Genomic DNA, 23,164 nt, shown 5'->3' with positions numbered 1-23,164 from the left:
ATGGAAAATAAAAATGTATTTGAGAATGAGAACGTAAAGTTACGGCTAATTGATTTAGAATATGACTATAAACAAAAGTTTGCCTGAATCAATGCAAGTGAAGTTAAGGAAGCCAAAGCGGATTTCGAATCAGATGTACGGAGAATTTATAAAGAGGAAACCCGCCACGATCTTCCGGAGAATACAAAAATTGAAATATACACCTCCAGTGAACTTGTAAACCAGAATACAAGTATAGAAAGTTCGACCAGAGAATCAGGTTACGATGGGACGGCAATCCATATAATAGATAAGAAAAAACATATCGATCAGCTTCATATTATTTCAGAAGGCAGTGCTGATAATAAGGATTGGTCGTATAACTTTTTTGGTCTTTTTTTAGGAATCGATCATAGTCAGTATGAGGCTACAAAGGAGTTTACTAAAAAAGTAAAGAAAGCAGCAGGTGACTCGGAGGATTTAAAAACATTCGCCTTAGGACATTCCCTTGCTAATAATAACCAAGTAATGGTGCAATTGATTAATGGAGAATATGATGAGGTTTATGGTGTAAATGGGGCTCAAGTCAATATCGATCAATTACTTGAAACTGATGAAAGTTTATATAGATATGTTATTAGGAAATTTAGTTATAAATACGAAGATATTGATTCTATCCCACCAGAAAAGCTAAAAAAAGAAATCCAAAAATATTATGAAGACAAAGGCGTAACAGCAAACATCACCCAGCGCATCTCAAAGGATGACCCTCTGTACGGTGCGAGCGGAAAGCAGACTTCATTACATTCGGCGATGTGAAGATGGCGGATACAAATACAAGTGTAAAAGGCATCCGAAATATTATGGATGGGATTCCTGATGAAGACGTGAGAGCGATTCAAGGATTCCTTCAAAAATATAAGGATGACTATGAAAAAGATGGCTTGAACGGTTTTGTAAAGGCTGCAAGCGGGATTGACATAGAGCTGATAGATAAAGTGAAGTACACAGATGGTGCTTTAGCGAAAGCGAGTGTCATTTATGAAAACTTTGATGACGTTAAGCAAATGTATGGCCGAATTAAAGAGAATTTGCCAGCGTTTTTAGGTTTTCTCCATACCTTATTGAGAAACAGCGGCCCGGTCGTAGATCAGCTTGCTGAAAATGGGTATATTGATGGAACGCAAAAGAAAGTGATCAAAAAAGAATTAACGAATCTTAATGCGAGTATGAGAGGTATAGAATCACGATACGAACATTTCATTGATCATTTAAAGCATGGTCAATTTACGCAAGCTTTAAAAGACGTTGGTGAAATAGTGGAGTATGTAAAATCAATTTTGTCCTCGATAGAAACACTCGACAAAGAAACAAAAGACGCATTAAAACTCATCGTTGACGGCCACAGCATCGTTCAAATGCTGAACGCATTATCAAAGGAAAAAGGCTTCAGCTATAAAGGCTCCGATATTTACTTTACAGGGAAGGGCGGCTCGGGAGAAACGATTAAAGTCAATATCTCATCCGCTGTCAGAATCTATCAAAATGGCATGAAGATTGTTGAAGATATGGAAGATGCGATTTCCGCGTACCAAAAGGTATTCCGTCAGGAAATCGATGAAGAGTTTATAGACAAAAAACAGGCAATCATCACGTCGATTCAACATATGGAAGAAAATCCTTCGCATTATGCCTTCGATCTTCAATTCCGGCTTGCGGCCGGTTTCAGTCACACATTCGATAAATTAGAGAAAATATCAGTTCATGAATCGTTCCATACAGGTGCTCTCCCTGCTAATGACGGAATTGTTGCAGAACTAAAAAAACAGACATCGGAAAAAAAGAATTTTATCAAAAATATCCGCGAGAGCATCGAAAAGCTATTTGAAAAAGAAGAAATGATCTCACAGCTATTCGATTTTCAGCCTTAGGAGGAATAGACAGAGTGACTTCCTTATTTTCAGAAAGTGAAACAGAAGTTGTATCAACCACCTATATGTTTCTAACCCATGACGAAATGAAGGGGAAAGCGGGCAGTCTCAATAAACCCATCAACGATATTCTCAGCCTGACTAAAAAATTTGAGTCTGCATTAAAAGAAGAAATCAAAGGGCAAAAAGGAATGATTGTCAAAAAAATAAAAGAAGAGCTTGAATTGAAAAGCGAAAAGCAGAAAACTGCACTTCAAACGATAAAAGAAGAGCATACTGCAAAGGTTGACCGGTTCAAAATGATCATTGAAGACCTGAGGCAGCAAGAGGTTACCTTAACGTATCGAAAAAAGAAGCCTGAAAAGGATCTATAATATGAAACGTCTCCTATTCGAGTCATGCATAGGGGATTTTTATTTTCAGTGTACAAGAAAAATATACTGAAAAAGTCTCTCTCCATTGTTATGATTTAGAAAGAGTAAAAATAATCCTATTATATTCCGTTCAACCTTGCTGACCGCGTAAAGGGATTGAAACAGGGGGAAAAATACTATGTCAACACAGCAACCTAAAAGAAAATTCAAAGCCTTTTTTGCATTAGTGAAACAGACAAACCCATCCTATGGAAAGCTCGCTTTTGCGCTGATTCTCAGTATTGTGACAACACTGGTCAGCCTGCTGATTCCTTTATTAACGAAACAGCTTGTCGACGGTTTTTCCATGTCAGCGCTGTCCGGCACGCAAATCGGGCTGATCGCGCTCGTATTTCTTATTCAAGCCGCTTTAAGCGCCTACGCTACATACGCGCTAAACTATAGCGGGCAAAAAATCATCTCTGGGTTAAGGGATTTATTATGGAAGAAATTAATAAAGCTTCCTGTATCTTATTTCGATACTAACGCTTCCGGTGAAACTGTCAGCCGGGTCACGAATGATACGATGGTGGTAAAAGAGCTGATCACCAGCCATATCAGCGGATTTATAACAGGCATCATTTCGGTCATTGGATCACTCACCATCTTATTCATTATGAACTGGAAGCTGACGCTGCTTGTTTTAGTTGTTGTTCCATTAGCTGCGCTGATTTTAGTGCCGATCGGCCAGAAGATGTTCTCCATTTCTCGGGAAACTCAAGATGAAACCGCACGTTTTACAGGGTTGCTCAATCAAATACTTCCGGAAATCAGGCTTGTGAAGGCTTCAAATGCAGAGGAAGTCGAATACAAACGCGGAAAGCTGGGGATTTCTTCATTATTCCAGCTGGGGGTTCGTGAAGCGAAGGTGCAATCGCTTGTCGGGCCGCTTATTTCTCTCGTATTAATGGCCGCACTCGTGGCTGTTATTGGATACGGCGGTATGCAGGTGTCATCAGGCGAATTGACTGCCGGGGCACTCGTGGCTTTTATTTTATATTTGTTTCAAATCATAATGCCGATGGGCCAGATTACAACGTTCTTCACACAGCTGCAAAAATCAATCGGTGCAACGGAACGGATGATTGAGATTTTGGCAGAGGAAGAGGAAGATACCGCCACAGGTAACCAAATTGACAACGCGCATCTGCCTATCCGGCTTGATCAAGTGTCCTTTGGCTATAAGCCTGGGCAGATGATCTTGAAGGATATCAGCGCTGTGATTGAAGCGGGGAAAGTAACAGCAATTGTTGGGCCGAGCGGCGGCGGGAAAACCACGCTGTTTAAGCTGCTTGAACGTTTCTATTCTCCGACTGAAGGGACCATTCGGCTGGGAGACGAGCCGGTGGATACGTATTCGCTCGAATCGTGGCGTCAGCATATCGGCTACGTGTCACAGGAAAGTCCGTTAATGTCGGGAACGATCAGAGACAATATTTGTTATGGGCTGGAAAGAGAGGTAACGGATGCCGAAATCGAAAAAGCAGCGGAGATGGCATACGCTCTTAATTTTATACTGGAGCTGCCGAATCAGCTTGATACTGAAGTGGGCGAACGCGGCATTATGCTGTCGGGCGGACAGAGACAAAGAATTGCGATTGCCAGGGCGCTTCTCCGTGATCCGAGCATCCTGATGCTTGATGAAGCCACATCCAGCCTCGACAGCCAATCTGAAAAATCAGTGCAGCAGGCACTTGAGGTGCTGATGGAAGGCCGGACAACAATTGTCATCGCTCACCGTTTATCGACTGTTGTAGATGCTGATCAGCTATTATTTGTTGAAAAAGGGGAAATTACGGGACGCGGCACGCACCATGAATTAATGGCTTCCCATGACCTTTACAGAGATTTTGCTGAACAGCAGCTTAAAATGAATGCGGATTTAGAAAACAAAGCCGGGTAAATTCTGGTCGATTCAGCCAGTAAAAAAAGAGGAGGGATTTTCCCAATCCTTCCTTTTGAACTATTGAGGGGTTTGCGATTTATGGTATACTACTGACGGTAATATTGTATAAAACGGAGGGTAGTTGTGGGAAAACACACTTCTGAACATAAAAATCACGCACAAATTGTCCAGCTGCTTCAAGATGGACATTATTTTTTTCATAAAGGTTTGAAAGCGTATAAAGAACGCAATCTGAAGCGGGCAAGCAAACTGATCCAGCGCGCGGTTCATTTGGAGCCGAAGGATTCAGAGATGCTTTCGCAGCTTGCGGTCATTTATTCTGAGATGGGGCAATACCAGGAATCAAACGATTTGCTTGATTATATTTTGGCGAATCTTGAGACGGAAATGCCGGAATGCCATTATTTTAAAGCAAATAACTTTGCCCATCTGGGACTATTTCAGGAAGCTTATAAAGAAGCTGCCGCTTATTCAGACGCTGATCCGGACGGTGAGTTTTCCGAAGAGAACGATAGTCTGCTTGAACTGCTTGATTTAGGAGACGGCGGGCCTGAGGATTCTTTATATGATCAGGATGAATTGCTCATCAAACAGGACCGGGCGAAGTCCTTGCTTGAAAGCGGTCAGCTTGCTGAAGCCGTTGCGGCCCTTGAGGAAATCACACACGAATATCCTGAGCTTTGGTCCGCTTATAATAATCTCGCCCTTGCCCACTTTTATTCCGGCAATGTTGTGAAAGCGAAACAAACGGCTTATCAAGTGCTGAATCATAATGAAGGAAATCTTCACGCATTATGTAATCTTCTTGTTTTCTACTATTATGAAAGAGAAGATGAAAAGGTGGCAGAGCTGAGTGATCAGCTTTCAAATGTATATCCAATGTTATTTGAACAGCGCTATAAACTGGGTGCCACTCTGTCGCTTGTCGGCCGGTATGATATCGGGTACAAATGGCTCAGATCACTATATAAAAGCGGTTTTGAAGGAGACGACACATTTTACTACTGGCTCTCGTGCTCTGCTTACTTTACGGACCATAAAGAATTTGCCGAAACGGTATGGAGAAAAGTCGAGTCGCAATATCCAGGAGCAGACCGTCCGGCTCCGTGGATTGAGCGGCGGGAAGTACTTCCTTCGTCAGTAGAACAGCGATTGGCGGCCTATTATATCAGCAGCACCAAGGGTGAAACGGAGCATCTTGAAGCCGTGATACGCTCGAAGCGCATCACCGCTCCTTTTGAAAACCATTTCGTTAAGCTGCTCTTAAACGGAGATTCCGCAGCAGCAGATGTGTCAGAGGATGCGCTTTTTGCTTATCAAACGGTTAAATTGCTGGAAGAAGCAGAACAGGATGAGATGAAAACAGAAGTCATGAGCTGCTGGGTATTCCATGTGATACAGCAAATCCGCGCAGCGGGGCCGCTGAAAAATGTGAGCGGATGGGCTGCGGCTATCTACTATATTTGGAAAGAAGCCCATGGCAAACATGACACCAAAAAAGATACGGCAGCCCAATTTGGCATCTCTCCGGCTACTTTGACGAAATATATGAAATATATTGATGATATTTTAGAATAGTATATTGATGGAGAGTTGATTCGCGGAATCAACTCTCTTTTTGTTCTAAGAAGTATATTAATAAAGTAATGTCGACAGGTTTTTTATCAATTTAAGAAAAATGACAAATGATGTGCAACCTGACATCTGTTTGAAACACAAATGTAATAAAATTTATCGCTAATTTGTCGAAACTTGATGGTATAATGATTCTCGTACATAAGGAATTAGTGTTTTTTACATATGATGTGAAATAAACGCTATACACCCAGATTAAGAGATGCACAGAATAATTAACCATAAACAATCATCATTCCTCGTAGAGTATGAGGAACGAAACTTGATGTTCAAAATACAATTCCAAATGAGAACAGGTTCACAGTAAAAGGGAGGATATAAAAAGTGAGAAAGAGTTTATTGACACTTGGTTTGGCTTCCGTCATCGGGACAAGCAGTTTTTTGATCCCATTTACAAGTAAAACTGCATCGGCGGAAACATTAGATGAAAAGAAACAAAAAATCGAAAGCAAGCAATCTGAGGTTGCTTCCAGCATTGAAGCGAAGGAAAAAGAATTAACTGAACTTCAGGAAAACCAATCAAAGATTGAAAAAGAACTGAAAGACATTAACGCTAAGGCGCTCGATACAAGCAACAAAATCGATGATAAAAAAGAAGAAAACGATAAAACAAAAGAAGAAATCAAAAAACTGAAAAAAGAGATTAAAGAAACAGAAGCACGCATCGAAAAACGCAACGAAATCCTGAAAAAACGCGTTCGTTCTTTACAGGAAAGCGGCGGATCTCAAGGATACATAGATGTACTTTTAGGATCAACGAGCTTTGGTGATTTTATCTCACGTGCGACTGCGGTTTCATCTATTGTGGATGCAGACAAAGATTTAATCAAGCAGCAAGAGCAGGATAAAGCGAAGCTTGAAGACTCTGAAGCGGATCTGAATGATAAGCTGAAAGAAGTACAAGCTGCACTGGCTAAATTAGAAACAATGCAAAAAGATCTTGATAAACAGCTTGATGAAAAAGACAAGCTTTTCGACGAAGCAAAAGAAAGCCAGAAGAAAACGGCTAAAGCGATTTCTGAATTAAAATCAGAAGCAGCTGACCTTGCAAACCAAAAAGCAGATACTGAAGAAGAACAAGCGCGTATCAAAAAACAACAAGAAGCTGCGGCTGCCCTGATCAAAAAGCAAGAAGAAGCACAAAAAGCATCTGATGAAACACAAACAGATGACAGCCAAACGGCTACAACTGAAACAGCAAAAGCAAGCTCATCTGATGATGATTCTTCAGACAACTCTTCTAAGGGTTCATCTAACAGTTCGTCTAACGGCTCATCTTCTAAGAAGAGCAGCAGCTCAAGCAATAACTCAGGCGGCACTGTCATCAGCAACTCAGGCGGAATTGAAGGCGCGATCAGCGTTGGTTCAAGCATTGTCGGACAATCTCCGTACAAGTTTGGCGGCGGACGCTCTCAGTCTGATATCAACAACCGTATTTTTGACTGCTCATCATTCGTTCGCTGGGCTTACGCTTCTGCAGGTGTCAACCTTGGACCTGTCGGCGGAACAACGACTGATACTTTAGTTGGAAGAGGACAAGCTGTAAGCGCGTCAGACATGAAACGCGGAGACTTAGTTTTCTTTGACACATACAAAACAAATGGTCACGTTGGAATCTACTTAGGAAACGGTACGTTCCTTAACGACAATACATCTCATGGTGTATCTGTTGACTCTATGAACAACGTGTACTGGAAAAAAGCATTTAAAGGCGTTGTAAGACGTGTTGTTCAATAATAAATAAGACAAGGGCCTTCTATGGACAGAAGGCTCTTTCTTTATTAAATACATACCCTTTTGAAATACATTTAATCGCATTTCGAAAAAAATGAGCAAAAAAATGGCGTATCACTATGAGATTTTATAGGATATGGGTAAGGAATACGTTTGATGGGGATTCTTATCATATAAGGAAGAGCCCAACTCGAAAAGACGTTTTAAGGAGTGAATGAGTGTGTCAGAAGAAAAAATATATGACGTGATTATTATCGGCGCGGGTCCTGCTGGGATGACGGCCGCTGTATACACATCTAGAGCAAACTTATCGACATTAATGATTGAAAGAGGAATTCCGGGCGGCCAAATGGCAAACACGGAAGATGTGGAGAACTATCCTGGTTTCGAAAGCATCCTCGGACCTGAGCTTTCCAACAAAATGTTTGAACACGCGAAGAAATTCGGCGCGGAATACGCTTATGGCGATATTAAAGAAATTGTGGACGGCAAAGAGTACAAAGTTGTGAAAGCCGGTTCAAAAGAATATAAAGCACGTGCTGTTATCATTGCCGCAGGTGCAGAGTATAAAAAAATCGGCGTACCTGGCGAAAAAGAATTGGGCGGCCGCGGTGTTTCGTATTGTGCAGTATGTGACGGCGCTTTCTTTAAAGGTAAAGAGCTGGTTGTTGTCGGCGGAGGAGACTCAGCGGTTGAAGAAGGCGTGTACTTAACACGTTTCGCTTCAAAAGTAACGATTGTACACAGACGTGACAAACTACGTGCGCAAAGCATTCTCCAAGCGAGAGCGTTTGATAATGAAAAAGTAGATTTCTTATGGAATAAAACCGTGAAGGAAATTCATGAGGAAAACGGCAAAGTCGGCAAAGTGACGCTTGTGGATACGGTAACTGGTGAAGAAAGTGAATTCACAACAGACGGCGTATTCATTTATATCGGTATGCTTCCTCTGTCTAAACCGTTTGAAAACCTTGGCATCACAAATGAAGAAGGCTACATCGAAACCAACGACCGAATGGAAACAAAGGTTGAAGGGATTTTCGCAGCCGGAGACATTCGCGAAAAATCATTGCGCCAAATCGTAACGGCTACAGGTGACGGAAGTATTGCGGCACAAAGCGTACAGCATTATGTCGAAGAGCTCCAGGAAACGCTGAAAACCTTAAAATAAAAAGGGCTGTCATACGAGTTTCACATAACGTTACTGGGTTTTAATTCCGCTGTAACAGTTGTGTAAAACTTATCGGTTATGATTAATAAAGTAATTGACCCCCTTTTTATAATGAATACACTTTTGGCACGGATTCTCCAGTTATCCGTGTCCTTTTTTTGTCCAAAAATAAAAGACAATGTCCTTTCACAATAAAATCATCTGAACGCGGGAAAGAATATGCTGTAAAATAGAAGAAAAGATTGTCAATGTCTCTTCATTGTGAGAGGCATCTTGAAACGGTATAATAAAGAGACGATGACAGGACGAGAAGGTTAGGTGACGTACTTGCAAAGAGTGACAAATTGTGTTCTCAAGGCGGATGACAAAGTTCTTCTTCTTCAAAAGCCAAGACGCGGCTGGTGGGTCGCGCCGGGAGGCAAGATGGAGAGCGGAGAATCAGTCAGGGATTCCGTCATCAGAGAATTCAGAGAAGAGACTGGTATCTATATCATAAATCCTCAGCTAAAAGGCGTTTTTACCTTTATTATTAAAGACGGTGACCACATTGTGTCTGAGTGGATGATGTTTACGTTTGTTGCTGATTCCTATACGGGAGAAAATGTGTCTGAATCAGAAGAAGGCATTTTGCAGTGGCACAATGTGAAGGATATTCAAAACCTGCCTATGGCCCCGGGAGACGGCCATATCCTCGACTTTATGATGAAGGGACAAGGGCTGCTGCACGGCACATTTACGTATACACCGGAGTTTGAGCTGCTCAGTTATCGTTTAGATCCGCAGCACATCAAATAGAAAGACAAGTCAGGGGGGAGAAAGATGAGTGTTAGTGAATCACATGATATTCAGCTTGTCATTATAACCGGTATGTCGGGAGCGGGAAAAACCGTTGCGATTCAAAGCTTTGAAGATCTCGGCTATTTCTGCGTCGATAATCTGCCGCCTTCATTGCTTCCGAAATTTTTAGAGCTGATGAAGGAATCAAATTCGAAAATGAGCAAGGTCGCGCTTGTTATGGATTTGCGCGGCCGTGAATTTTTTGACCGGCTGATTGAGGCGCTGGATGAAATGGCGGAAAATCCGTGGATTACACCGCGAATTTTATTTTTAGACGCGAAGGATTCGATTCTCGTGACAAGATATAAAGAAACGAGACGTTCGCATCCGCTGGCAGTGACTGGTCTTCCGCTCGAAGGCATCGCGCTGGAACGCGAGCTGCTTGAGGAATTAAAAGGCCGCTCTCAAATGATTTATGATACATCAGACATGAAGCCGCGCGATCTGCGCGAGAAAATTGTAAAGCATTTTGCGACAAACCAAGGAGAGACATTTACGGTAAATGTCATGTCATTTGGTTTTAAATACGGTATTCCGATTGATGCCGATCTCGTCTTTGATGTCAGATTTTTGCCGAATCCATATTATATCGAAAGCATGAGGCCGCTGACCGGAAAAGATGAAGAGGTATCCTCTTACGTCATGAAGTGGAATGAAACACAAAAGTTCAATGAAAAATTAATCGATTTACTCAGCTTCATGCTGCCGTCCTACAAAAGAGAAGGAAAGAGCCAGCTCGTCATTGCGATTGGCTGCACAGGGGGCCAGCACCGCTCTGTGACACTTGCCGAGTATTTAGCTGACTATTTCAAAAAGGATTACTATACTCATGTTACTCACCGGGACATTGAAAAGAGAAGCCGGAAATAAGATGGGACAAAAACCGAAAATCGCAATCTTTGGCGGCGGCACGGGCCTTTCTGTATTGCTTCGGGGCTTAAAGCATAAACCCGTTGATATTACGGCGATTGTCACAGTTGCTGATGACGGAGGTAGCTCGGGGCGGCTGCGGAACGAACTGCAAATCCCGCCACCAGGAGACATCAGAAATGTACTTGCCGCTTTATCCGATGTGGAGCCGCTAGTTGAAGATCTCTTTCAGCACCGCTTTAATAAAGGGAACGACTTAACCGGCCATTCACTCGGAAATTTAATTTTGGCAGCGATGACGAATATAACCGGTGATTTTTTTCACGCTGTCACAGAAATGAGCAAGGTGCTGAATGTAAGAGGAAAGGTGTTGCCGGCAGCCAATGCCAGTGTTGTTCTGCATGCCGAAATGGAGGACGGGCGCGTGGTCTCAGGCGAGTCCACTATTCCGGAGTACGGCCAGCGTATTAAGCGCGTTTTTCTGACGCCTGAAAACATTGATCCGCTGCCGGAAACGATAGAAGTAATCAGGGAAGCGGATCTGATTATTATCGGACCGGGAAGCCTTTATACCAGTATTCTCCCTAATTTGCTCGTCCCGAAAATTGGAGAAGAAGTGATCAAGGCGCCGGCGAAAAAAGTGTATATCTGCAACGTGATGACACAGCCCGGAGAAACGCTGCATTATACCGCTGCCGATCATGTGAAAGCGCTCAATCAGCATATGGGCTGCGGCTTTATCGATACCATACTGGTTAACAGTGAAGACATTCCTGACGAAATAAAACGTAAGTACGCAGCAGAATCGGCGCGTCCTGTTGATTTTGATATCGAAGAGCTGAAAGCGATGGGGCTTGAAGTTATCAGAGATCAAATTGTAACACATAAAAATGACGTAATTCGTCACGATACACATAAAGTGGCTTCTCTTCTTGTCGATTTACTTAAAGAATGAAGCCTTGAAATGAGGTGGCTATATGTCATTTGCATCGGAAACAAAAAAAGAATTAACGAACCTGGAAGTGAAGGACTGCTGCATTAAGGCAGAGCTGTCTGCACTTATCCGAATGAATGGATCTTTATCATTTGCTAACCGCCATCTCGTACTTGATGTTCAAACTGAAAATGCAGCGATTGCCCGCCGCATCTATACATTGCTGAAAAGACAATATGATGTGTCGGTTGAGCTGCTGGTCAGAAAGAAAATGCGGCTGAAAAAGAATAATGTCTATATTGTGCGTTTTTCAGAGAATGCAAAGTTCATCTTAGAGGATTTAAAAATACTCGGCGAGAATTTTGTGTTTGAGCGAAATATTTCAAAAGAGCTTGTCAAAAAGAGATGCTGCAAACGTTCTTACATGAGAGGGGCATTTTTGGCGGGAGGTTCAGTCAATAATCCGGAAACCTCCTCGTACCATCTGGAGATTTTTTCTCTTTATAAAGAGCATAACGATTCATTATGCGACCTGTTAAATGAGTTTCATTTAAACAGCAAAACGCTCGAACGGAAAAAAGGCTATATCACTTACTTAAAAGAGGCGGAAAAGATTACTGAATTTCTGAACGTAATCGGCGCACATAATTCGCTGCTGCGTTTTGAGGATGTCAGAATCGTCAGAGACATGAGAAATTCGGTTAATCGCCTTGTCAATTGTGAAACAGCCAACTTAAACAAAACCATCGGGGCTTCGCTCAGACAGGTAGAAAATATTAAATACATCGATGAAAGAATCGGCTTGGAGGCGCTTCCTGAAAAACTTCGGGAAATCGCGCAGCTGCGGATTGATTACCAGGAAGTGACGCTGAAAGAGCTGGGGGAAATGGTAGCGAGCGGAAAAATCAGCAAATCAGGGATCAATCACAGGCTGAGAAAACTTGACGAAATCGCAGAACAGCTGCGGACAGGGCAAACCGTCACTTTAAAATAACCGTAAAGAAAAGGGGAGATCTTATGGTTCAGCAGAAAGTGGAAGTTCGATTAAAGACAGGACTGCAGGCGCGTCCTGCTGCTTTGTTTGTACAAGAAGCAAACCGGTTTACGTCAGATGTGTTTCTTGAGAAGGATGGGAAAAAAGTAAATGCGAAAAGCATCATGGGACTGATGAGCCTTGCAGTAAGCACAGGCACAGAAGTCACATTGATTGCCGAGGGAGAAGATGAACAAGAGGCGCTGGAAAAACTTTCGGCGTATGTTCAAGAGGAAGTTTAGGTGATACAAAATGAATGATTTTCTGAAAGACTGTTTTAAGAAAATCGGCTGGAAGAAGGATCATGTCAGCTTCGATGATCTTCCCCTTTTTCTAAAAGCAATGGCGTACCGATACCCTTTTGAAAATCGGGCAGTTCTTGCAAAAGAGAATTATAAGGTAACCAAAGAGGAGCTTTGGCGCCGTCTGATCAAAGAACAGCATGGGGGACTATGCTACGACCTGAATGGTTTTCTTTATTATGTCTTACGCGATGCCGGTTTTCATGTGAAGCTCATCCGCGGAACAGTTTATGCAGGAAAGCAAGAAGAGTGGGCACTAGAAGGAACCCATGCTGCTGTATGGCTGTCGGCAGAAAAGGGAGATTACATTGTTGATATTGGTTTTGGCATCAACCTGGCGCTGGAGCCGATACCGCTTTCCGGAGAAACGGTACAATCTCCTGTGGGAGCATTCCGAATCAAGGAAAAAGCGACGGAAATGGGCACCCATCTTCTGTTGATGGACAAAGGAGAAGGCTGGCAAATCGGTTATGCCTTTACCCTTGATGAAAGTGACGTCCGTAATTTAGACATGATGAAGGATATGATCCACTCTCATGAAAAATCGCCCTTTAATAAATCACTGCTTGCTTCTAAGCTGACCCCGAACGGACGGATCGTCATGTCAGACCGTCATCTTACGATTCAAGAAAATGACGGAGAAGTACAGAAGAGGGACATCACCAGCACGGAGTTCGAAGAGAAACTAAAAGCTCATTTTTTTAAGGGTTAAGCTTGCAGAATGTCTGCAAGCTTTTTTCTTTGGTTTCAGCAGTTTTCACCTTTATGAACACGTATTGATGGCTGCATCAAATGCATCCTCTGGAATATATACATTTCCGTTTTCCTTCTTGTAAGGAATTTGATTGTCTTTCAGGCATTCTTTGTTGTTTTCTGACAGTGTATTTCCCCAGACGATGTATTTGCCTGTATAGTTGGGCTGGCAAGCTGAAAGAGTTGCCGTTATAACCAGCATTATCATCATTTTCTTTAAAGAGACACCTTCCAAACATGAAATATTTTCCTTTCATATTCTATCATAACGAATGCCGGGTTTCCTATTCCTCCTTCATGCTATAATAATTTTGGAATCTTCTAGAAAAATCACCGTGCTAGACATATAAGGGGGATAAACGTGTATCGGATCTTACTCGTGGAAGATGATGAACGGATTGCTTCATTGCTGGGCGGCCATCTTCAGAAATACGGATATCATATAAAAATAGCTGAAAAGCTGAATGACATAAAGGAAGAATTTGCGGAAATGAAACCGGATCTTGTGCTGCTCGATATTAATCTCCCTTTTTTTGACGGGTTTTATTGGTGCAGGCAAATCCGGACGGTTTCCAATGCGCCGATTATTTTTATCTCGGCGCGGACTGATGAACTGAATCAGGTGATGGCGATTGAGAACGGGGGCGATGACTATATCACAAAGCCGTTTCACTTAGAAGTCGTCATGGCCAAAATCAAAAGCGTACTGCGCCGGACTTATGGTGAGTATTCTCCTTCTTTGTCTCAGGAATCAAGACTGGTGGAGCTTGGCGGTCTAACGATATATCCAGATCAATATGAAGCGGAGTGGAAGAACAGCCGCATCTCGTTTTCACAAAAAGAATTTCAGCTGCTTTCGATTTTCATAAGAGAGCATAAAAAAATTGTCTCGCGTGATGAATTGCTGGAGGCATTATGGGACGACGTTGATTTTGTTGATGATAATACATTAACGGTTAATGTAAACCGGCTGCGGAGAAAGCTGGAGAATGCCGGATTGAAAGACGCCATTGCAACCATCAGGGGCCAGGGCTATGTATTTGAAGTCAATCGGAAGGATGAACGGGAGTGTTAAAGACTTATATAATCGACAGATTAGCCATTATTCTTTTTTCCTTATTAAGCATAGGTGCAGCCATGTTTATTGCATATTTAAGCATTATAGAGAGCGGTGCCGAGCCTTCTTCAGAAAATATGATGTACATATGGGTCCTGCCTGGTGTCCTTTTGGCGGCCGGTTTTACTGCCGATTACATCCGGCAAGTGTCCTTTCTGGCATTTTTGAAAAAACTGGCCGATCAGGCACCCGCTTCGAATGACATAGGGCGGTCGCTTGAAGCCCGCAAGCCAAGAACAAGAGAGCAAGCCCTCTGGACAAAAATGATTAACGCGCTTGGCGATCAATATGCCGGAAAGCTCTCACAATATATCAATAAACAAAAACAGCATTATACATTTACGAATCAATGGATTCACCATATGAAAACACCCGTATCCGTCATTTCCTTAATGATTCAAGAAGGAAAAAACGGGACCGCTTCTTCCTTTCAGACATTTTTAGAGGAGCTGGAAGATGAAAATGAACGGTTTCGCCACGGGCTGGATATGATGCTGCAAACAGCCCGGCTGGAGGAGTTCGCTTTTGATGTAAAACCAGAAACCTTTGATTTGACAGAGCTTGTCCGCTCATTGATCAATCAGGAAAAACGGCAGTTTATTAAACGGCGGCTTTTTCCAAAATTACATGTGCCGCCAAACGCCGTTCAGGTTTCCAGTGACCAAAAGTGGCTCTCCTTTATTGTGGAGCAAATCCTTTTCAATGCCCTGAAATATTCAAAGCAAGGTGTTGGGGACCATATTACCATCCGGATTGAAACGCAAGGCTATGAAACGCGTTTATCAGTTGCAGATGACGGTATCGGCATCCCGGCACAGGATCTTCCCCGGATTTTTGATCCGTTTTTTACTGGTGAAAACGGGCGAAGCATGACGCAGGCGACAGGAATGGGCCTATATTTGGCGAAAGAGGTGTGCAGCCAGCTGGGCCATAAACTGTACGCGCAATCAAAAGAGGGAGCGGGCACCGTGATGACAATCGTCTTTTCAAGTGACACTCTGGCGAATGTGACAGCATTGTAAGGTTCGAAAGCGAGATTGAAAGAAAGTTCGATGGGAGGCTGCTGACTTCCTTTTTATAATAAAGAAAAAAGGAGGATCAGAGGCATGAACGTGCTGCAAACAACGAAGCTGTCAAAAACATATTATTCAAATAAAGGAACGATGTCATATCAGGCACTTAGCGATTTTGACCTCAGTGTAAATAAAGGAGAATTTGTCGGCATCATGGGGCCGTCAGGAAGCGGAAAAACCACGCTCCTGAATTTGCTGGCCACCATTGATAAGCCGACCCAGGGCGAGATGATGATCAACGGCATTCAGCCGAAAACGTTAAAGGATCAAGAGATGGCTCTGTTTCGCAGAAGAGAGCTGGGCTTTGTCTTCCAGGACTTTAATCTGCTTGATACGCTGACGATTCGGGAAAACATCCTGCTTCCGCTCGCGTTGGACAAGGTAAAGCTGAGTGAAATGGAAAACCGCTTAGATGAACTGGCAGATACATTGCAAATCAAACATATTCTGGACCACCGTACATACGAAGTGTCCGGAGGCCAGCAGCAGCGTGCGGCCTGTGCAAGAGCCATTATTCATAATCCGGCTCTGATATTGGCGGATGAACCGACAGGCAACCTTGATTCAAAATCTGCAAAACAGGTCATGAACACGCTGGCTCAGCTAAATGCTGAAAAGGAAGCAACAATACTATTGGTTACGCATGATGCCACAGCGGCAAGCTTCTGTAAACGGATCGTCTTTATTAAAGACGGAAGATTTTTTTCAGAGATCCGCAGGGGAACGAATCAGCAGGTGTTTTATCAAAGTATCCTGGATACCCTGAGTGTGTTGGGAGGCGATTTTCATGAATTTGAGAACCATCGCCCGTAAGAACATTATTGGGAATCTGCAAAGATATGTTGCTTACTTTTTAAGCTGTGTGTTTGCCGTCTCGGTCTTTTTCGTCTTCACATCTTTTATTTTTCACCCCGATGTGACGGAAGACAATGTGTATGGCGGAAGCCTTGTGAAAACGTGTTTGAGCGCGGCTCTTATCGTCATCATCGTGTTTTGTATATTCTTTATTTCTTATTCAAATTCAGCATTTTTACAAGCGAGAAAGAAAGAGTTTGGCTTGTTTACGCTGTTCGGAACATCAAAGCAGCAGCTCCGAAAGATGATTTATTATGAGCAGTCGCTGATTTCTCTTGCTGCGATTGCGGCCGGTATCGGCACGGGGTTGTTATTTTCAAAACTGTTTTTTATGGTCATGACATGGATGCTCAGTGTGAAGGTGCCGATCTCGTTTGCGATTGTACCGAAAGCATTTGTGCTGACGGCGGTCGGTTTTCTCATATTGTTTCAAGTCCTGCTTATTTTATCGCTGGGGCAGATTCGTAAGCTCGAAATCATAGATTTGATTAAATCAGCTCAAAAACCTAAAAATTTACCGGCCTATTCAAAATGGCTCACTGTGCTGTCTTTGCTTTGTCTGGCTGGCGGTTATTATCTGTCTGCCACAGCCAATGCGATCGACATGATGTTTCGTGTCTTTCCGATTTTGATTTTAGTGTTAATCGGCACGTATTTCTTTTTTACACAAAGCAGTGTCGCGTTTTTCCGCATGCTGTACAGAAAGAAACACAGCTTTTACAAAGGAACCAATATCATTGTGCGTTCCAACATGATATTCAGGCTGAAAGATCACGCACGCATGCTGTTTTTAACCTCTGTGATTACAGCAGTCATTTTAACCGCTACAGGTGTGATCTATATGTTTTATGCTGATTTAGAAAGACAGGAGGAGCAAAGCATTCCTCAGTCTGTTGCCTGGGTGGAAAAAGACGCTTCCCGCTTTCAGGTTATGAAGCCTGAGACGGCTGAGAGTACATTGAAAAGAGCAGATGCTGAGATTAAATATAAGGTGAATGCCACAGGTATTCCTGTTACATTTCAATCAGACTTGCCGTATGGAAACAGGAAAGCGGAAGCAGAGGCCTTGCTGATCTCAGAGAAAATCTATAATCAAGTCGCAAAGGAAAAAGGTTTTCCCGTTATTCATTTACAAGAAAATGAAGCGTTTATCAATGTTCCGTTTCAAATGATGGTGAAAGATACGTTCGGGGAAGGGGAAAAAGAAGCGTTTCATATGAAGTCAGGAAAATCACTTTCCTATGTCATGAAAAAGCAGCAAAACAAAGGGATATTGATGTCAGTCGGAGGAGTCAGCCGTTTATTGGTTGTCAGCGAAAAAAGCTTTGACAGCCTGACACAGGAGGTGCCGCTGAAGGATCAGACGAGAGTGGTAGGCTACGAGCTTGAGCATTGGCAGGAGACGGTGGACGTCTCTGAGAAGCTTGAAAACATGGTGCCAAAAGAACATACATCTGATTTTCAAACGCGTGCTCCGAGTTTTCAAGTTGTAAAACAGGGAGTCGCATTAATGCTGTTTATCGGTCTGTTTGTCAGCGTGCTGTTTTTTATCGTTCAAGGAAGCATGCTGTATTTGCGGATGTTTACTGAAATAGAAGATACGAGAGTGCAAGTGTTAGCATTAAAGAGAATGGGGATTACGGACAAAGAGATTCACTCCATCCTTGGAAGACAAATTGGATTTTTGTTCTTCATCCCGTTTATCGCGGGCACGATTCACGCCGGTTTTGCGTATGTGGCGTTAAGCAACATGCTGAATGCTAACTTATTTCTTGAGGCCGTCATTGTCATCTTCATTTATTTTGTGTTCCAGGCTGTTTATTATATCGTCACTCGTCATATTTATAAGCGTGCTGTTCTCCAGCATATGTAATATGAAATCCGGTCTTCATCAGACCGGATTTTTTGATTTACTGAAATTCTCTTGTCAGATTTTTCGGTGTTTCTCCTTTGATAGCTGCGATCATGTTTTCAGCGGCCTGTTTACACATATTGAAGCGCACTTTCGCCGTTGCTGAGCCAATATGCGGCAGCAGGGTGACATTGTCGAGCTGCAAGAGCGGGTTGTCTTTTGCGACAGGTTCTTCTTCGTACACGTCTAAACCGGCACCGCGAATCCAGCCTTCTTGAAGAGCGCTGATGAGGGCTTTTTCATCAACCGTCTTTCCCCGGGAAATATTGACGAAAATTGCCGAATCCTTCATCAGTTTAAATTCACGTTCCCCGATCATGTGATACGTTTCGTCAGTCAGCGGAGTAATCAGCAGAACAAAATCTGATTGCTCCAGCAGTGTGTCAAGCTCAGCGTATTTGACGCCGATGCTTTCTTCAGTTTCTTGTTTGCGATGGCGGTTATGATAAAGCACGTCCATATCGAAACCGAATTTGGCACGTTTGGCCGCTTGCTCGCCGATTCTGCCCATGCCGATAATGCCTAATGTTTGATGATGGACGTCAATGCCGAAAAGGTCTTCTTCTTCAACCGTACCCCATTTACCGGCCCGGACGAAACGGTCGAGTTCAGCAACACGTCTGGCCGATGATAGAATTAAAGAAAAGGCCAGATCGGCCACTGTGTCATCCAGTGTATAAGGCGTATGAGTGCCGACGACGCTTTTTTCTTTCATCGCTTCTATATCAAAATTATCGTAGCCGACGGATTGATTGCTGACGACCTTCAGCTTAGGAGCATGTTCAAGCAGCTCACTGTTGATGGACGGCCCAGATGTTCCAGTAGTTAAAAGCCCTTCAGCATCTTTCATTTTTTCGAATAGCACCTCTTGCGGAAGTGTATCCTCCTGCCATATCTCATAGCGGCAATGCTCACTGATCATGTTTTCAATCTCTTCAGGAATCGGTTTGGTGATAAATACAAATGGTTTCAACAAGGCTCCCCCTTTATGGCTGTTGTCTATTTTATTATATCGGAAAGAAATACAAGTTAGAAATATTGCTGCGTTTGTTAAAATTTCTAGTTCTTTTGAACTTAAAATGATCGCAGTGACTGAAAAAATAGCAGCCTCTGCTTAAATAAGTTTTTTAATTATCTGAATTCGCCTATATTTTTTGTCAGACAAATCACCAAAATACCAGCAGAACCTGGATTATAGGATTCAATAAATATAAATTTTATTATCTTTGAAAGATATAAATTTTTGAGTTTTTATTTTACAGTCCATTTAGATCGTCTTTTGTTGAAAGCCTTTTCGCGGCCTGTTCCTATGCTATAATTCCTTACTGTAAGCTGGGTAAGAAGGCTTGCAATAACACAGGGATGGGAGATGAATAAAAATGGTTTCTTTAACATCAATTTTGGAACACAATCAGCAATTTGTCAGAGAGAAGAAGTACGAACCCTACAAAACGACAAAATTTCCTTCAAAAAAGCTCGTTATTGTTACCTGTATGGATACAAGACTCACAGAACTTCTTCCGCAAGCAATGGGGCTTAAAAACGGCGATGCTAAGATTGTAAAAAACGCGGGAGCCATCGTTTCTCACCCATTTGGAAGTGTCATGCGCAGCATATTGGTCGCCATTTATGAATTGCAGGCTGAAGAGGTTTGCATAATCGGCCACCATGAATGCGGGATGTCAGGCCTGAATGCGGCCTCGATTCTTGAAAAAGCAAAGGAACGCGGGGTAGAAGCAAGCTGCCTGAGTTTGCTTGATAGCGCCGGATTAGATTTAAAAACCTGGCTGACTGGCTTTCACAGTGTGGAAGAAAGCGTTTCCCACAGTGTCAATCTGATCAAGAATCATCCGCTGCTGCCAAAAAAGCTGCCGGTTCACGGGCTTGTGATACACCCGGAGACAGGCAAACTTGACGTCGTGATTAACGGTTATGAAACTGAGCTCATAAAGACTAATCCATAAGGGAGGTTTTAACAAAATATGCGATTCTCTGGGAGATTCAAGGGATACAATTTGCAGAAATTTCAGAAAGACCTAATTGCAGGTATCGTAGTAGGAGTCGTGGCAATTCCTTTAGGGATGGCGTTTGCCATTGCCTCGGGAGTCGAGCCTGAATACGGGCTGTATACTGTTGTTGTGGCGGGGATCTGTATTTCTTTGTTCGGGGGATCTAAATATCAAATTGGCGGTCCGACAGGCGCGTTTGTCCCGATTTTATTCGGTATTGTGATGCAGTACGGGCTGGAAAATCTGCTGATAGCGGGGTTTATGGCAGGCGTCATGCTGGTGCTGTTTGGATTGTTTAAGCTCGGCAAAATTATGAAGTACGTGCCGAAGCCAGTTATCGTCGGGTTTACGGCTGGAATCGCCGTGTTAATCTTCACTGAACAAATCGCTAATTTTCTCGGTTTGAAAAACGTAGAAAAACATGAGAACTTTCATCACAACATGTTTGAAATTGCACAGAAGCTCGGCACCTTTAACGGATATGCCATTTTGACAGCAGTCATCGGACTTGTCATTTTGCTTGTATCCGCCAAAGTGATGCCAAAGATACCCGGAGCTTTATTGGCTCTTCTCATTTCTACGCTTGTTGCGGTTGTGTTTTTCCCTGACCGCATGGCAATGATTGGCTCAACCTATGGAGATATTCCTCGCCATTTGCCGGAATTTCAGTTTCCAGAGCTGACAATAGATAAAATGGTCATGCTGTTTCCGGCAGCGCTTGTCATCGCGCTTCTTGGCGGTCTCGAATCGATTTTATCCGCGATGGTTGCCGATAATATGAAAGGGTCAAAGCACGACAGCAACAAAGAGCTTGTCGGCCAGGGAATTGCGAATATGGCCGCGCCGCTGTTTGGCGGAATCCCGGCTACCGGAGCGATTGCGCGGACGGCAACCAATATTAAAAACGGAGCGGTTTCACCTGTTTCAGGTGTTGTTCACGGCGTCGTGGTTCTTCTTGTACTGCTTGTATTCGCGCCTTATGCTTCCCACGTTCCGCTTGCAAGTATGGCGCCGATATTGATGGTTGTCGCATGGAATATGAGTGAGCGGAAGGAAGTCGCAAACATGCTGAGATTGAAAAACGCCGATTCCTTCATTTTAGCCGCTACCTTTGTCCTGACGGTTCTGTTTGATTTAATCGTCGGTGTGGCGACCGGATTGCTGCTCGCATTTGTGTTCTTCATCAGGAGAATGAGCGAAGCGACCCGTATTCACAATCAGGAGTCTCATCCAGCTCTTGCGAAAGCGGCTAAGAGGGAGCAGGGGACAGATCCTTCTGTCAGCATGTACTCCATAGAAGGACCGCTGTTTTTCGGATCGATTGATTCGCTTGAATCGTCACTGTTAGAGCATGTACAGAAAAAGCCGAAGACCCTCATTTTACTCATGAATAAAGTGCATTACATGGATACGTCCGCAGAAGCGGTGCTTGTGAACATCATGAACAGAATTAAGCGCCACAACGGAAAGCTGATGATCGTAGGGCTGCAGTCTCAGCCTAAAGAGCTCCTGCATAAAACAGGCCTCTTTCACAAAATAGGAAAGCAGCATTTCTTTGATCATCATGATGAAATCACAGGATGAAAAAAACGGCCGACTGCGGCCGTTTTTTTATGCATGCTCAAATCGCTTTGTCAGTTTTTCTTGGTGGGCTTTCATCACGTCTTCTAAAGAAACGCCGTACATATCAGCAAGGATGGCGATATTTCCGATGACGTCTCCCATTTCTTCAATCAATTCTTGTTTTTGCTCAGCTCGTGTCGATTCTTTCTCATCCGGCCGGTCTCTGCCGATTTCATACGCCCTGACAGCCCGTGCCAGCTCTCCGGCTTCCTCCATTAAAAATCCGACTCGAATAAACGGTCCGTATTCCGTCCAGCCCCTTTTTTCGTAAAACTCTCTCATCCATTTTTCAGCATCAGCCAGCTGCAACATCATCACTCCTGCATTCTTTATGTATTTCATATTGATATTATCACATGAAGGTGGGACAATATATAGTGTGTTTTTTGAATGTTAACACGATATATAGATGCGGAGATGACGAAATGAAAACAATTTGTGTATTTGCGGGCTCAAACCCGGGGGGAAATGAAGCGTATAAAAGAAAAGCGACAGAGCTTGGCGTGTATATGGCAGAGCAGGGAATCGGCCTGGTATACGGAGGCTCGCGTGTAGGGTTGATGGGCGCGATTGCCGATGCGTTAATGGAAAACGGCGGCACCGCAATTGGAGTGATGCCAAGCGGCCTGTTCAGCGGAGAGGTTGTCCATCAAAATCTGACAGAGCTGATTGAAGTCAACGGCATGCACGAACGGAAGGCAAAAATGAGCGAACTGGCTGACGGCTATATCGCCATGCCGGGCGGTTTCGGTACATATGAAGAATTATTTGAAGTGCTTTGCTGGGCGCAGATCGGCATTCATCAAAAGCCGATCGGACTTTACAATGTGAACGGGTATTTTGAGCCGATGATGAAGATGGTCAAGTACAGCATTCAAGAAGGATTTTCTAACGACTCTCATCTTAAACTGATCCACAGCTCTTCACGGCCTGATGAGTTAGTTGAGCAAATGAAGAACTACTCATATCCGATTTTAGAGAAAAAGTGGACAGAAATTTAATGAGCCATTCATAGCTTATATTCAAGTTTTCTCGACAATGTGAGGTTTCCTGAAGGAAATCTCTTTTTTAGTTTCT

Annotated in this window: 21 protein-coding genes and 1 pseudogene; 19 read left to right on the top strand and 3 right to left on the bottom strand. The window is 43.2% G+C overall.

Annotated elements, in window-relative coordinates; translation table 11 throughout:
- The 12 genes and pseudogenes from AU387_RS04420 (at position 1) to AU387_RS04365 (ending at position 13,457) form a co-directional block, all read left to right on the top strand.
- Positions 1-1,910, top strand: a pseudogene (locus AU387_RS04420) (DUF6792 domain-containing protein).
- 14 nt (positions 1,911-1,924) lie between these two features.
- Entirely contained in the window at positions 1,925-2,284 is a 360-nt protein-coding gene (locus tag AU387_RS04415; RefSeq protein ID WP_059334995.1) for a hypothetical protein, read from the top strand.
- A 178-nt stretch (positions 2,285-2,462) separates the two neighbouring features.
- The gene (locus AU387_RS04410; RefSeq protein ID WP_059292470.1) at positions 2,463-4,226 is read left to right on the top strand and encodes an ABC transporter ATP-binding protein; all 1,764 of its coding nucleotides are present in this window, start codon (positions 2,463-2,465) and stop codon (positions 4,224-4,226) included.
- Between the two features lie 126 nt (positions 4,227-4,352).
- Positions 4,353-5,807: a tetratricopeptide repeat protein gene (locus AU387_RS04405; RefSeq protein WP_059334993.1), complete on the top strand. Its 1,455-nt coding sequence runs from the start codon at positions 4,353-4,355 to the stop codon at positions 5,805-5,807.
- A 381-nt stretch (positions 5,808-6,188) separates the two neighbouring features.
- Positions 6,189-7,601 (top strand): peptidoglycan DL-endopeptidase CwlO, encoded by a 1,413-nt coding sequence (gene cwlO, locus AU387_RS04400; RefSeq protein ID WP_059334991.1) that lies wholly within the window; start codon positions 6,189-6,191, stop codon positions 7,599-7,601.
- A 217-nt stretch (positions 7,602-7,818) separates the two neighbouring features.
- Entirely contained in the window at positions 7,819-8,769 is a 951-nt protein-coding gene (gene trxB, locus AU387_RS04395) for a thioredoxin-disulfide reductase (protein ID WP_044159317.1), read from the top strand.
- 318 nt (positions 8,770-9,087) lie between these two features.
- Positions 9,088-9,564: an 8-oxo-dGTP diphosphatase gene (locus AU387_RS04390; RefSeq protein WP_081638370.1), complete on the top strand. Its 477-nt coding sequence runs from the start codon at positions 9,088-9,090 to the stop codon at positions 9,562-9,564.
- Positions 9,565-9,588: 24 nt separating this feature from the next.
- Entirely contained in the window at positions 9,589-10,476 is an 888-nt protein-coding gene (gene rapZ, locus AU387_RS04385; protein WP_059334990.1) for an RNase adapter RapZ, read from the top strand.
- Between the two features lies 1 nt (position 10,477).
- Entirely contained in the window at positions 10,478-11,431 is a 954-nt protein-coding gene (mgfK, locus tag AU387_RS04380; RefSeq protein ID WP_059335364.1) for a gluconeogenesis morphogenetic factor, read from the top strand.
- Positions 11,432-11,453: 22 nt separating this feature from the next.
- On the top strand, positions 11,454-12,404 hold the full coding sequence (gene whiA, locus AU387_RS04375; protein WP_024122966.1) for a DNA-binding protein WhiA: 951 nt from the start codon (positions 11,454-11,456) through the stop codon (positions 12,402-12,404).
- A 23-nt stretch (positions 12,405-12,427) separates the two neighbouring features.
- On the top strand, positions 12,428-12,685 hold the full coding sequence (locus tag AU387_RS04370; RefSeq protein WP_024122965.1) for an HPr family phosphocarrier protein: 258 nt from the start codon (positions 12,428-12,430) through the stop codon (positions 12,683-12,685).
- 10 nt (positions 12,686-12,695) lie between these two features.
- Positions 12,696-13,457 carry an arylamine N-acetyltransferase family protein gene (locus AU387_RS04365; RefSeq protein ID WP_059292475.1) on the top strand — a complete coding sequence of 254 codons (762 nt, stop codon included), beginning with the start codon at positions 12,696-12,698 and terminating at the stop codon, positions 13,455-13,457.
- A 51-nt stretch (positions 13,458-13,508) separates the two neighbouring features.
- Here the strand turns inward: AU387_RS04365 and AU387_RS04360 are convergent, their stop codons facing one another.
- The gene (locus AU387_RS04360) at positions 13,509-13,706 is read right to left on the bottom strand and encodes a hypothetical protein (protein ID WP_059335363.1); all 198 of its coding nucleotides are present in this window, start codon (positions 13,704-13,706) and stop codon (positions 13,509-13,511) included.
- A gap of 153 nt (positions 13,707-13,859) precedes the next feature.
- Between AU387_RS04360 and AU387_RS04355 the strand changes: the two genes are divergently transcribed.
- The 4 genes from AU387_RS04355 to AU387_RS04340 all read left to right on the top strand — a co-directional run bounded on the left by AU387_RS04355 (position 13,860) and on the right by AU387_RS04340 (position 18,416).
- Positions 13,860-14,573 carry a response regulator transcription factor gene (locus AU387_RS04355; RefSeq protein WP_024122963.1) on the top strand — a complete coding sequence of 238 codons (714 nt, stop codon included), beginning with the start codon at positions 13,860-13,862 and terminating at the stop codon, positions 14,571-14,573.
- Positions 14,567-15,637 carry a HAMP domain-containing histidine kinase gene (locus AU387_RS04350; RefSeq protein ID WP_059334988.1) on the top strand — a complete coding sequence of 357 codons (1,071 nt, stop codon included), beginning with the start codon at positions 14,567-14,569 and terminating at the stop codon, positions 15,635-15,637. The genes AU387_RS04355 and AU387_RS04350 overlap by 7 nt, the downstream gene beginning before the upstream one ends.
- An 84-nt stretch (positions 15,638-15,721) precedes the next feature.
- Complete coding sequence (gene psdA / locus AU387_RS04345) at positions 15,722-16,501, top strand: lantibiotic ABC transporter ATP-binding protein PsdA (RefSeq protein ID WP_044159302.1); 780 nt, start codon at positions 15,722-15,724, stop codon at positions 16,499-16,501.
- Positions 16,476-18,416 (top strand): FtsX-like permease family protein, encoded by a 1,941-nt coding sequence (locus AU387_RS04340; RefSeq protein WP_059334986.1) that lies wholly within the window; start codon positions 16,476-16,478, stop codon positions 18,414-18,416. Before psdA ends, AU387_RS04340 begins: the two co-directional genes overlap by 26 nt.
- Before the next feature lie 37 nt (positions 18,417-18,453).
- Here the strand turns inward: AU387_RS04340 and AU387_RS04335 are convergent, their stop codons facing one another.
- On the bottom strand, positions 18,454-19,431 hold the full coding sequence (locus tag AU387_RS04335; RefSeq protein ID WP_082687834.1) for a 2-hydroxyacid dehydrogenase: 978 nt from the start codon (positions 19,429-19,431) through the stop codon (positions 18,454-18,456).
- A 403-nt stretch (positions 19,432-19,834) separates the two neighbouring features.
- Between AU387_RS04335 and AU387_RS04330 the strand changes: the two genes are divergently transcribed.
- Both AU387_RS04330 and AU387_RS04325 read left to right on the top strand, forming a co-directional pair.
- Complete coding sequence (locus AU387_RS04330; protein WP_044159292.1) at positions 19,835-20,419, top strand: beta-class carbonic anhydrase; 585 nt, start codon at positions 19,835-19,837, stop codon at positions 20,417-20,419.
- Between the two features lie 18 nt (positions 20,420-20,437).
- Positions 20,438-22,048, top strand: coding sequence for a SulP family inorganic anion transporter (locus AU387_RS04325; protein WP_059334984.1), 1,611 nt, complete (start codon positions 20,438-20,440; stop codon positions 22,046-22,048).
- 27 nt (positions 22,049-22,075) lie between these two features.
- On the opposite strand, the gene AU387_RS04320 is transcribed toward AU387_RS04325, so the two are convergent.
- A complete protein-coding gene (locus AU387_RS04320; protein WP_059292481.1) occupies positions 22,076-22,396 on the bottom strand; it encodes a MazG nucleotide pyrophosphohydrolase domain-containing protein in 321 nt (106 codons plus the stop codon).
- Positions 22,397-22,512: 116 nt separating this feature from the next.
- On the opposite strand from AU387_RS04320, the gene AU387_RS04315 reads away from it, so the two are divergent.
- Positions 22,513-23,088, top strand: a complete 576-nt coding sequence (locus tag AU387_RS04315) for an LOG family protein (RefSeq protein WP_024122955.1) — start codon at positions 22,513-22,515, stop codon at positions 23,086-23,088.
- Positions 23,089-23,164: the final 76 nt, after the last annotated feature.

Source organism: Bacillus halotolerans (assembly GCF_001517105.1).
GTDB lineage: Bacteria > Bacillota > Bacilli > Bacillales > Bacillaceae > Bacillus > Bacillus halotolerans.
The sequence above is the reverse complement of the archived record's forward strand: the minus strand, read 5'-3'. Positions and strand labels throughout refer to the sequence as shown.